This window comes from Pseudoalteromonas sp. 2CM39R, from assembly GCF_023161845.1.
In genome coordinates this window covers 112,389-124,181 of sequence record NZ_JALNTM010000005.1, presented here as the reverse complement: position 1 = coordinate 124,181, position 11,793 = coordinate 112,389, and the positions used below count along the sequence as shown (strand labels likewise).

General features: G+C 41.8%; 10 protein-coding genes. 7 read left to right on the top strand and 3 right to left on the bottom strand.

The annotated features are described in order from the left end of the window. Window positions 1-71: 71 nt before the first annotated feature. A complete protein-coding gene (locus MTF66_RS13110; RefSeq protein ID WP_058585551.1) occupies window positions 72-656 on the bottom strand; it encodes a YqaA family protein in 585 nt (194 codons plus the stop codon). 59 nt (window positions 657-715) lie between these two features. After that, on the bottom strand, window positions 716-1,624 hold the full coding sequence (locus tag MTF66_RS13105) for a GGDEF domain-containing protein (RefSeq protein WP_248527402.1): 909 nt from the start codon (window positions 1,622-1,624) through the stop codon (window positions 716-718). Window positions 1,625-1,860: 236 nt separating this feature from the next. On the opposite strand from MTF66_RS13105, the gene MTF66_RS13100 reads away from it, so the two are divergent. Then, complete coding sequence (locus MTF66_RS13100) at window positions 1,861-3,093, top strand: TMEM143 family protein (RefSeq protein ID WP_248527401.1); 1,233 nt, start codon at window positions 1,861-1,863, stop codon at window positions 3,091-3,093. A 141-nt stretch (window positions 3,094-3,234) separates the two neighbouring features. After that, a complete protein-coding gene (locus MTF66_RS13095; RefSeq protein ID WP_248527400.1) occupies window positions 3,235-5,274 on the top strand; it encodes a S9 family peptidase in 2,040 nt (679 codons plus the stop codon). Between the two features lie 33 nt (window positions 5,275-5,307). Here the strand turns inward: MTF66_RS13095 and MTF66_RS13090 are convergent, their stop codons facing one another. Beyond that, complete coding sequence (locus MTF66_RS13090) at window positions 5,308-6,438, bottom strand: ROK family transcriptional regulator (protein WP_248527399.1); 1,131 nt, start codon at window positions 6,436-6,438, stop codon at window positions 5,308-5,310. A 154-nt stretch (window positions 6,439-6,592) separates the two neighbouring features. On the opposite strand from MTF66_RS13090, the gene fucP reads away from it, so the two are divergent. The 5 genes from fucP to MTF66_RS13065 all read left to right on the top strand — a co-directional run bounded on the left by fucP (window position 6,593) and on the right by MTF66_RS13065 (window position 11,753). Continuing rightward, window positions 6,593-7,882, top strand: a complete 1,290-nt coding sequence (gene fucP, locus MTF66_RS13085) for an L-fucose:H+ symporter permease (RefSeq protein WP_248527398.1) — start codon at window positions 6,593-6,595, stop codon at window positions 7,880-7,882. Between the two features lie 80 nt (window positions 7,883-7,962). Further along, entirely contained in the window at window positions 7,963-8,313 is a 351-nt protein-coding gene (locus MTF66_RS13080; protein WP_054561182.1) for a hypothetical protein, read from the top strand. Next, on the top strand, window positions 8,313-8,693 hold the full coding sequence (locus tag MTF66_RS13075) for a hypothetical protein (protein WP_248527397.1): 381 nt from the start codon (window positions 8,313-8,315) through the stop codon (window positions 8,691-8,693). Before MTF66_RS13080 ends, MTF66_RS13075 begins: the two co-directional genes overlap by 1 nt. 84 nt (window positions 8,694-8,777) lie before the next feature. Next, window positions 8,778-9,533 carry an ABC transporter substrate-binding protein gene (locus MTF66_RS13070; RefSeq protein ID WP_248527396.1) on the top strand — a complete coding sequence of 252 codons (756 nt, stop codon included), beginning with the start codon at window positions 8,778-8,780 and terminating at the stop codon, window positions 9,531-9,533. Between the two features lie 3 nt (window positions 9,534-9,536). Further along, a complete protein-coding gene (locus MTF66_RS13065) occupies window positions 9,537-11,753 on the top strand; it encodes a tetratricopeptide repeat protein (protein ID WP_248527395.1) in 2,217 nt (738 codons plus the stop codon). Window positions 11,754-11,793 lie beyond the last annotated feature (40 nt).

Here is an 11,793-nt window from a genome sequence, read left to right as displayed (position 1 = left end):
GTTGTTTTTATTAAGCGCTTTCCTTAATTCAAAGTATAGACAGGATAACCATAATCAGTATTTTTTATTTGTTAAATAAGTGTACTGAGCCACCAAAGTAACAGTACTAATACAGAAATAGCGACTAAAGCTTTGGTTTTGTGCTTTTGAATAACCCGCTCTGCTTGATTACCCGCGTAATAAACAACTGCGGCAAGGGCAAAGTAGCGGATTGAGCGAGCAATGACCGTAGCCAGTAAAAATAGAAAAATTGAATACTTAGTTGCTCCAGCAGCCAGCATGGCAATTTGAAATGGGATGGGCACAATGCCGAGCGTCAATACAAACCAAAAGCCTTGTGCCTGCATTTTTTGCTTAACTTGCTCGAACTGCTCAGGGTTTGAGAAGGTATTAATCACCCAGTCCCCCACTACATCAAATAGATAGTAGCCAAGGGCATAACCAAAAATAGCACCAATAATACAACCAATGGTCGCCATTAATGCGATTAACCAAAGCTTTTCTCGGCGGGCTTGCATTAACGGAACAAGCACAGCTTCAAGCGGAATAGGCACTATGGTTGACTCTAAAAAGGATGCCGCCGTTATTGATTTGAGCATATGTTTAGAGTCGATAAACTGCCGTGTTTTTTGCTTTAACTTTTTAGCAATTGCCATTATTCTTCCCTTGGAGTTTTGTTGCGATATAGGTTACAACAAAAACCCTTAACCGTCCCTTACGGTTTATGAATATAACGGCTACGGCCTTGATTTTTTGCCAAATAAAGCGCTTGGTCGGCACGTTTCATGGTGTTGCTAAATGTCTCTGTGGCACGCTTAATCGCCGAACCAACACTTACGCTGAGCGTTTTACTCGGCGTCACCATCACATTATTAGCAAGGCTGAGCAGTTGCTCACAGGTAGCACGTAACTCATCAGCGTCGTCGGTGGCAACATACAATGCAAATTCTTCACCGCCGATTCGCGCAAATAGAATGCTTTCATCTAATGCTTGATGACACTGATAAACAAAATCTATCAATACCTGATCACCAACATCATGGCCATATTCATCATTAATCGCTTTAAAGTGATCAATATCAGCTATCACTAAGCTGTGTGGCTTATCTTGATTTTGCTGCACATAATGATAAAAATAACGACGATTATACGCCTTTGTTAATACATCGGTTTTTAGCTCTTCTTCAAGCTGCTCACGGGTTTTAGCTAAGTCTGTAAGGGCAAGATAAAGACCAAACCCAGTTACTAGCATCCCTAAAGTGCGAGTAATATCTTCGATATAAATGCCAACCCAGATTGGTTGAAATACCAGCTCATCTAAAAAATCAAATGTAAGCCCAACGCTCCAGAGGAAGATACCTACACTTAAAAATAAGTAACTGCGCTTAGCAACCACCGAGGTTTGCACAAACGCGAAAATACCAATCAAAATGAGCAAATTGATGGCGTCACTTAGCACGCCATTTAAGTAGATATCGTTTTCGAGCCGATTAAAATAATACAGATAAGTGATAACTATCAGCAACAAAAAGACAATAAAAGAACTAATAAATAACTGCTTTATTATGAGTGGTACTGAGTTTAACTCAGCCTTTACTTCAGGAGGGGATGCTTGCTTATTCATAACTAATCACGACAACGTACTGCAATGAACTAAACATTAGCAAAGCAGATTTAAAAGTGCATGATAAAGCCGCTTTAAAGGGCAAAAACCAGCGTTTTTACTGGAGTAAAAAGTCTAAAAATAAGCCGTTTTAGTCAGTAAAAAAGTCTAAGTTCATGCTATTTGCCACTAACGGTCGCAATTCTGCTGTTATTTTTTTATCATCGCTGACAATTTAAATGACACAGCAAGAATCAATGAGTAACGCACGATTTATTCCTTTTCGAAAACACGACATCATTAACCTTTGCCAAGCCTATTTAGGTGAGTCGCAATCAGGTTCTTTTATGGAGTTTGCTACACTTTTGCAAAGCGTGACTCATTATCAATATCACGAGCTGCTGGAGTCATTAAAAAACAACTATGCGCCATTTGACCCAAATAGCGACACCCGCACTCTAACACCGATTACTAACGAGCAACGTGCTAACTACCAGTCAGCCTTTGCAAAAGACTTTGCCACCGTACTCAATGCCGCCAATTTTGAAACCATTACCAATCAAGACTTACAGGATGCACTGAATGAAGAGTCTTTATTTAAAGTACGTTTAGCCGTTGAGTTTGATGATTTTGCAGAAGTGGTCTTTTACCGGCGCGGCGAATCGCAAAAAACTGAGACGCTGCGCAGTTTTTGGGGACTTAAGAAAAAACAGATTCAATTTACTAACTATGATCGCGTTGCCATATTCATTCGCTTTAAAGACGAGCAGTACTTTTTAGAAAAAGGCAAAATGCCAGTGGCCTTTGAGCCAAATTCAACCATCGTCAAATTATTTCAGAATGTGCCAAAAGCCGATTTAGAAATGCTGTTTCCGAATAGCGAAGTAAAAATGCGCCCAATAGATAAACTGATTATTGGTTCATCAGCATTGATTGGCGGTGCTGTGGTGTTGGTAACAAAATTAGGCGCGTCAATTTTACTACTGATTGCTCTGATTGCCTTTTGGGGTGGTTGGCGCAGTGAAGAAGTACATATGAGTCAGCAACACTTTATTACCTTTGCAATCGGCATGGGGGTATTTGGCAGCTTTATTTTTAAAGAATGGAGCAAGTTTAAAAACCGTAAAATTCGCTTTATGAAAGCACTGGCCGACAACTTGTATTTTAAAAACCTCGATAACAATGCGGGGGTTTTCCATACCCTAGTCGACGCAGCTGAAGAAGAAGATGTTAAAGAGGCGCTGCTTGCCTACACCTTTTTACTAAAAAGCGAATCAGCGATGACTGCAGAGCAATTAGATAATCAAATTGAGCAATGGTTTAACGAACAACATAATTGCCAGCTCGACTTTGAAATTGATGACGCTTTAGACAAGCTAGTAAGGCTTGAACTGGTTAATCAACAAAATGACGTTTATACAGCGGTTGATTTAGATAAGGCTAAACAGCGCTTAGATGCGCGCTGGGATGACTATTTTAAGTTTGCCTAAGCCTTTAAAATCAGGTACTAGCAAGTACAAATAAATTTAGAGTCAATTCAACTGGGGTAAATGCAACTTTATCTCAATGTGCTTGCGCAGCGAATGGTCTGCTTTTAGGATAAAATTTTACGGCTAAAAAAAGACCATTCCATGCAATTAAAAAAAACAATCCTTATTGGAGCTAGTTTGCTGTGCGCAGCAACAACAGCTCAAGTATATGCTAACGACAAGTTTGTCTCTGAAGATATTTTTCAACTTGAATACGCAGGCGACCCACAAATAAGCCCAGACGGTAAAAAAATCGTTTATGTTCGCAGCGGCTACGACATCATGAAAGATGGTAATAAGCGTAGCTTTTGGCTGTACGATATAAAGTCTGGTCAACACACACCACTGTTTTCTGATGAGCATAACTATAGCCAACCTACTTGGTCTCCAGATAGCAAGAAAATTGCTTTTACCAGCAACTCAAGCGGCTCAAATCAACTTCACGTTTACTGGCTAGCGCAAGACAAACAAGCATTGTTAACGCAACTACCAAAATCAGTACGTAACTTAACTTGGTCGAATGACTCTGCACAAATTGCTTTCACCATGAGCATTCCTGAAGGTAAATCTGCGTTCGCTAAATCAGTAAAATTGCCAAAAAAACCAAAAGGCGCTGAGTGGTCAAAACCAGTGAGAGTGTTTGAAAAAGCACGCTATCAAGCTGATGGCGCAGGCTTTTTAGAGCCTTCATATCGTCACGTTTTTGTTATTCCAGTTTCGGGTGGCACACCACGCCAATTAACATCGGGTGATTATCAGCACTATGGTCCACTTGCTTGGGATCCAAGTAACACAAAACTCGCTTTTTCTGCTGTTCGCAATGATGAGTGGGAATATCGCACAACTGAGTCAGACCTATACGAAATCAATGTAAAATCAGGCGAGCTTACGCAACTAACTGATTTACCAGGCCGTGAAACTAAGCCGCGTTACGCACAAGACGGTGATGAACTTGCCTTTGTTGCGCGTGACAACGCCCCTGTGCCTTACATTAACTCAACACTATCTATGCTCGATTTAGACGATAAATCAATCAAGCATATTACTGAAAAATTAGACCGCTCAGTGGCTGATTATAAGTGGTCAGGCGATGGTGACTTTGTTATTCAGTACGATGATTTTGGTAAGCGTAAACTCGCTAAAGTAAGCAGCCGCGGTAAGGTCACTGACTTAACTGATACCGTATCGGGCACTTCGATTGGTCGTCCGTATATCAGTGGTAGTTTCAGTATGGCCAATAATGGCGCTATTGCGTACACCACAGGCAGCGAATACCGCCCAGCTGATTTAGGCTACATCTACAGAGGTAAAAGTAAAACGCTAACTTCATTAAACGAAGATGTATTAGGCCATAAGAAGCTTGGTAAAGTGCACGAGCTGAATGTTAAATCGCAGTTCGACGGCCAAGCCATTCAAGGTTGGTATATCACACCACCTGACTTTGATGAAAACAAACAATATCCATTAATGGTCGAAATTCACGGCGGTCCACACCTTGCCTATGGCCCAAGCTTTACTGCTGAATTACAACGTTATGCCGCTGAAGGTTACGTGGTTGTGTATGTGAATTACCGTGGTTCAACAAGTTACGGTAAAGACTTTGCACTACTGCTAGATGGTAAATACAGCTCTGAAGAAGACTTTGCCGATCACAACTCGGCAGTTGATGCCATGATTGCTAAAGGCTTTATCGACAAAGATAACCTATTTATTGCTGGTGGTTCAGCGGGTGGTATTGCAACGGCTTATGCGGTTGGTTTAACAAACCGCTTCAACGCTGCTGCGATCACCAAGCCTGTGATCAACTGGTTAAGTAAAACTCTTTCAGCCGACAGCTATATTGGTCAAATTCGTAACCAATTCCCTGGCATGCCATGGGACAATGTTGAGCACTACTGGAAACGCTCGCCGCTTTCATTAGTGGGTAACGTAACCACGCCATCATTGATCATGACAGGTGAAGAAGACCGCCGTACGCCAATTTCAGAATCAGAGCAGTTCTATCAAGCATTAAAACTGCAAAAGGTAGATACCGTGCTTATTCGCGTACCAGGCTCACCACATGGTATTGCAGGTCGTCCATCACGTATGATTTCGAAAATTGAATACACCCTTGCGTGGTTCAAACAATACCAGAAGTAATGAATTAAGCAGGAGTGAGGTGCTCACTCCTGCTTAAAAGTAATGATGACTAAGCGCAAGTTGAGCAGACCCTATCGACTGCGCTTTTTCCCCGCACACGCCTAAACCCACTTCACAGCTACGTAGTCCACGACTATCTAAACGTGCAAATGCTGCAATTGATAACTGCTTTAGCTGTTCAAGCGCTTTTCTCGGTAACGGCGAATCAATAATCACAGCTTGCATATCTAATAAACTCAAACTGTTATGCATGGCAATACTGATAGCCCCAGCAGCTTTTTCAAGCCAAGGCTGAACTAGCAATTTATGATCTGAGAACTGACTGTCAGTTAGCTCGTACACTGAAATGCCAAGTTGCTGCTTATCAAACTCGCTTTGCAATGATAGTAATGAACATTGACTAAGTAACTGCTCCCGATCAGCGTTTAGCATTGAGCCTATAGCACCGGCATTACCACTTTTACCTTCGAGAAGTTGGTGGTTAATCACCACGGCCCCACCTAAAAAAGCCCCCAAATAAACATAGAGAAAATCGCTGTAGTTGCTAGGGTTACCAAGGCTTAGTTCTGCACAGCAGGCAGCGTTATTATCGTTACTAATATAAACCGATAAATTAAACTGACTTTCTAAGTAACCTTTTAAGTCGAAGCTTTGCCATTGGCTAAGGGTATTTGTTGCAGAGTCTGAAGCGGCTTGCCATTGCCAAATATCAAACGGCATAGCGACCCCAAGCCCACACACTTGTGAGCGCAGTTCAGGCTCTAATTGACTGATTAATTGTGGAATATGTGTTTCTAAGAATGATTTAAGCTCATCAACCGATGCTTCATTCACCTCAACAGATACCGATGCTCTTTGCGTGCTTTGTAAGTCAACGAGTATCAGGTCGAAGCGTCGTCGCCCGATTTTCAAACCAAAACTAAATGCACCATCTGGATTGAGCCTGAATGGCACGCTTGGTTGCCCTACCCGTCCTTTTATAGGTGCATCACGAAGCAATAGCTTATCTTCTTCGAGCTTGTTGATATTCACTGTTGCCGCCTGAGCAGACAAGGCTAACGCTTTCGCTATTTGTGCTTTAGGCATGCTTTGCTGTTGCCTAATTAAGCTTAAAATTGCGCGCTCGTTCTTGCTTCTTGGTGCTCGCGATAAACTGCTCTTCATAACATCCTTCTTGATACAACCTGATAAGCGGCCTATTAGACCTTTTTAGAATACTATCTACCAGTCAAAATAATAAATCAACTAGGTTGATTTATTATTTATAGTCGTGAATACTGTCGGCCACAACAATATGAACACATTAATCTGGTGAACTATGCAAACACAGCCTGCTATTGTATCGCGCCAAATGCTTTGGCCTTTTATTCTGCTTACAATTTGCTTTGCTGCTTGGGGTACTGCGGCCAATATGACAGACCCATTAGTGAAAGTTTTTAGCAAAACATTTTCGATGAGTGCGTTGCAATCAGCACTGGTGCAGTTTAGTTATTACGGCGCTTATTTTTGCTTAGCTTTACCGGCAGCCATAATCAATAGACGGTTTAATTATAAAACGGGGCTGTTAGTGGGTTTAGCCATGGCCGCCTGTGGTGCTTTATTGTTTTACCCAGCTAGCCAAACCATGCTCTATAGCCACTTTTTATTGGCCTTGTTTATTCTTGCTGGTGGCTTGTCTATTTTAGAAACCTCGGCAAACCCCTATGTCATGCAGTTAGGATGCGAACAAACAGCAACCCGTAGACTTAACCTCGCACAAGCTTTCAACCCCGTTGGTACTAATATTGGTGTGTTTTTAGCGGCGACGTTGATCTTACCAAACTTAAATCAAGCTGATAGCACAAGCCGTGCCCTGATGAGTGAAGCGCAATTAAAAACCGTTGTGAGTGCAGAACTCGATGCTGTGATGGTGCCATATGTGGGTATGGCGTGTTGTTTAATCTTACTATGGCTATGTATCTTTTTTAGCCGCTCTCCTGCCACAGTAACAAAAGCGGCAGCGCAGCCGCGTAAACTTAAAAAAACCTTTCAACATTTGTATCAAAATAAACACTACCGATTTGGTGTGCTTGCACAGTTTTTTAATGTTGGCGCGCAAACCTGTGTATGGACCTACACCATTGGCTACACAATGGAAGCACTTAACACTACAGAAGTTACTGGCGGCCAAGTCTTACAATACTCGATGTTGGTGTTTTTAGTGTCTCGCTTCATTATGACTTGGCTAATGCGCTTTATTAGCGGCGCTAAATTACTACGCTTTATGGCTTTAGTTGCAGCCGTGCTTTGTTTTATTGTTACCACCCAAGTTAATTTAGTGGGCGTAGTCGCACTTGTCGCTATTTCAAGCTGTCTATCTTTGATGTTTCCAACCATTTACGGCACAGCACTTGAAGGCCTCGGCGAAGATGCAAAAGTTGGTGCGGCAGGTTTAGTAATGGCAATTTTAGGGGGCGCATTTTTACCTCTGATCCAAGCCGCAACTATAGATGCCTTTAACACTGCTGTTTCGTTTGTTGTACCACTTGTTTGCTTCTTAATTGTTGCTTTGTATGGCCACCATACCAAAGTAGCAGCAATACCCGCCAAAGCGCAGTTGCAGGACTAAACGCATCAATGAGATAATGCACCTCGTTTACCTACTTAAGCGAGGTGTATCGTCAATTAATGGCACATATTACATTTTTCATGGTCAAGTTTTTGGCCTTTTCTGTTGGCTGTTTTTCCTGCTTTTTACTTCATGACCAAGCCAATGTTGCCCTTGTGTTATCTGCTGCATTTACCGGATTAGTTGGCACATTTATTCCTTTTCCTGCTCGTTTTGGTAACCATCCTTATGCAGCCATTTACGCTGGTAGTTTTGCTGGTATGTGCTCATCGAGTTTAATCAACAGCTACTGGGAGCTGAGTTTTATCTCTTTAATTGGTGCCAGCCTTTACGTATTAACTATGAATCTATTTGCAGGTTTTGGTGGTCGTCTTGGTAGCGTTGCTTTTGCCAGTGTGGCGCTTTATATGCTTGCAAAAGGAGTCTTTTAATGGATTTGTTTATTGCTGTTACCGCTTTACTAGGTGCCTACTCAACTTACTTTTTAGCGCATCATAATCGCTTTGATGGCATTCGCGCCTCAGCCGCCACAAGCATTATTGCATTTGCGATTTTAAGCCTACTCCCTGTTGATGTAGAACTTTACAGCGTGGCGTTTTTTGGAGGGACTTTCATTGGCATGAGCGCACCAAAACGCTTTGGCATTTTTACATTAGCCATTGCTTCAATATTGTTTGCTTTGTTGTTTGAATACCTTGTGCCGCGCTTGCATGGCTATGGTGGAGCATTGGGCTTGAGTGCTTTTCTATCTGTCTGTGTTTGCCATATCGGTATCTTGCTAGGGGCACCCCGCAGTAAAAAAAGCAACTAAATCTGACTTGGCAATTAAAAACCTATACCTTTTCATTAAGATTCTTTAGTATGTTAATTACTTGTTTAAGGATAAAGGATCTTTATGCTGTTTCGCTCATTACTGATTGCTACCCTGCTTTGTTTCATCAGTTGTGCAACGGCTGCGAAAACACTGACCTTTATCGCTGAAGATCTACCTCCTTACCATTTTAAAAATCAGCAAGGCGAAGCTGATGGTGCACTTGTTGAAGTAGTAAAAGCCGCCTTAGCACACGCAAACATCCCTAGCGAATTCGCAATTATGCCTATGGCGCGGGCTTTTCATGAGCTCGAAAACAATCCAAACATGTTAATGATTTCGCTACTAAAAAACCCAGCTCGCGAAAACCGCTTTCAGTGGTTAGCACAAACCTATTTTTCGGACGCTTACCTCGTTGACCTTGCGAGCAAAAGCCACAAAATATTTAGTTTAAAGCAAGCTCAGCAGTACCGTGTCGCGACTATTCGAGGCTATTCAAGTGAGCATTACTTGAAGCAAGCCGGATTTAATGAAGATAAAAATTTGGTGCTAGTCAGTCATTACCATCAACTTTGGCAATTGCTTGAAAAAGAGCGCATAGACTTTGTTTTGACCAACACCCTGACTTTGCAAAACGAACTGGCATTATCTGGGGTTGATCCAAGTGACATTCATAAAAGCCTACACTTAGATGACTTTCCCTCAGGTCTTTATTTAGCTGCGAATCTTAATTTAGATAAACAACTCACTATGCAACTAAGTAACGCCATTGAAGCTTTGAAGCAAAGTGGTCAATATCAAGCAATTTTACAAAAATGGCAGTTGCCTTTACCTAAATAAAAAATGAAAAATACTCCATTATTTTACAAAAGCTTAGCCTTAGCTTGTGCCCTTAGCTGTCTAACGCTAAGCGCTTTTGCTATTACCCCAGAACAGGCGTTAGAAAAGCTAAACGAAGCCCAGTCACTACGCAATAGTAACCCAAACCAAGCCACTGAAATATTTGAGCAGTTAACCACCGATACGACTCTTGTCAATGAGCCTAACATCATGCAAGAGGCGCTTGAATCGCTGGCATTTATGAATGTGAGCAGTGGTGATTATGATCAAGCACTGAGCTATGCAGAGCAGCTACTGGAGTACGGACAAAAGCAAAGTAATCAGGCTATCACAGTACGAGCGATGCTTATTCAGGGCTACGCTCAAGGCAGAAAAAGTAACTTTCTAACAGCAGAGCAGCACTACCGAGATGCATTAGCTATTGCTAAAAAGATAAAAGATTCTGTGCTGATTGCCCAGTCTTATGAGCGATTAGCAGCCATTTTACGCTGGCAAGATAAATACATAGCCGCCCTTAATGAGGCACAAAAATCTGTCGATATCTTACATGAGTTTGATGATGAAAAATCGTATGCATCGGCATTACTAAACTTAGGAATAATCGAAGCCATTATTGGCGATCACAATGCGGCGCTTGCAAGTTTAACTCAATCATTTTCTTTGCATCAAAAGCTTGATGACAAAAAAGGCATTGCCGATTCGCTTTACGAAATTGGCGAAGTTTACCGCCGTATGGGCGACAATGCCCAATCGTTAAAGCACTTTAAAATGTCTCACGTGTTGGATTTAGAAATTGGTTCTAAAGTCGACATCGGTAATAGTGCCATGAAGGTCGGCTACGCTGCGCTAAAACAAGGTGAACTTGCTACAGCCACAGATTACGCAGAAAAGTCGATTAGCTATTATCAGCAATCATCTTCAAACACAGGGCTATGTCGCTCGTACGATTTAATGGCGTTAATTGCTTTAAAACAAAACAACATCAGTGAAGCACAAGCCTATATCAACCGCGCTTTAGCAATCGCTACTGACTATAATTTTCGCTCACACTTAGTGTCTTTAGGGATCACCCAAACACGTATTTATCAAGCCATTGATGATCACGCTGAAGCAATTAAAACCGCAGAGCAGGCTTTAAAACAGGCTGACGAGCTGCAAGATGTTGAAGATCAAATTAGCTTAAATAAGTTACTCACTGACTCTTACCTTGCTTTACAACTGTATAAACAAGCATTTGAATCGCAAAACCGCTATCAAACCCTTGAAGATAGTACCGGTAAAAATCAGCACGACTTAACCGTGGCCGCGATGCAAAGCCAAGTGGCTTTTATGCGAAATCAACAAGAAATCAACCAATTGAGTGCTGAAAAGCAAATTCAAGCGGCCCAACTAAGCGAAAGTGAATGGCAATTTAAAGCATGGTTATTGGGCTTAAGCTGCGTGATTTTATTGATATCTGGCTTTGGTTACCGCTCATTTAAAAAGCGTAAACTTGCTAGTGAACGAGCACAGCTACTCCAAGAAGTCGTTGATAAAAAGAACCGCTTACTAGCCGATGTGTCTCATGAAATTCGCACGCCTCTCACAGCACTGCAATTGCAAGTTGAAGCATTGCAATACAATATCGCCAAAGACGTTGATGCCTCTTACGATGCCATTAATCGAAAACTTACCGATATTAATGTACTGATCCGTGATATCCATCAGCTAGCACAAGCAGACTCAGATAGCCTCTATCTGAACTTAAAACCCTATTTACTCGCTGATGTATTATCCGTTTGGCAGCAAGACTTTACTACTTTTGTAGAAAACAAAGGCTTTGAATTTACTAGTAACATTCACCTTGCTGCAGATATCAAAGTGACATGGGATATCGATAAAATTAAGCAAGTACTGACGAACCTTTTATCAAACAGTACTTTTTATACTGATAAACCCGGCAAAATTAAATTTATAGCAACGGCCTCAGAGCAGAGTATTACTTTTAGTATTGAAGATACCCCACCCGGCGTTACCGATAATCAGTTAGTTGAAATATTCGAACGTTTATACCGCGTTGATAAGTCGCGCAGCCGTCAAACAGGCGGCTCAGGCCTTGGGCTTGCAATTTGTAAAAGCCTGATTGAAACACACAAAGGCACTATCAAAGCTGAGCACAGCGAGCTTGGCGGCGTTAAGATCCTCATTTGCTTACCGCTTATTAGTGAACAACAGGTTTAATTAGCATCACGATTCCCTAAAATCGCCCCTAAACAGGGCG

Bases quoted from the DNA above. Each gene is read 5' to 3' on its own strand.
- MTF66_RS13110 (WP_058585551.1), bottom strand. From the start codon at position 656: ATGGCAATTGCTAAAAAGTTAAAGCAAAAAACACGGCAGTTTATCGAC.
- MTF66_RS13105 (WP_248527402.1), bottom strand. From the start codon at position 1,624: ATGAATAAGCAAGCATCCCCTCCTGAAGTAAAGGCTGAGTTAAACTCA.
- MTF66_RS13100 (WP_248527401.1), top strand. From the start codon at position 1,861: ATGAGTAACGCACGATTTATTCCTTTTCGAAAACACGACATCATTAAC.
- MTF66_RS13095 (WP_248527400.1), top strand. From the start codon at position 3,235: ATGCAATTAAAAAAAACAATCCTTATTGGAGCTAGTTTGCTGTGCGCA.
- MTF66_RS13090 (WP_248527399.1), bottom strand. From the start codon at position 6,438: ATGAAGAGCAGTTTATCGCGAGCACCAAGAAGCAAGAACGAGCGCGCA.
- fucP (WP_248527398.1), top strand. From the start codon at position 6,593: ATGCAAACACAGCCTGCTATTGTATCGCGCCAAATGCTTTGGCCTTTT.
- MTF66_RS13080 (WP_054561182.1), top strand. From the start codon at position 7,963: ATGGTCAAGTTTTTGGCCTTTTCTGTTGGCTGTTTTTCCTGCTTTTTA.
- MTF66_RS13075 (WP_248527397.1), top strand. From the start codon at position 8,313: ATGGATTTGTTTATTGCTGTTACCGCTTTACTAGGTGCCTACTCAACT.
- MTF66_RS13070 (WP_248527396.1), top strand. From the start codon at position 8,778: ATGCTGTTTCGCTCATTACTGATTGCTACCCTGCTTTGTTTCATCAGT.
- MTF66_RS13065 (WP_248527395.1), top strand. From the start codon at position 9,537: ATGAAAAATACTCCATTATTTTACAAAAGCTTAGCCTTAGCTTGTGCC.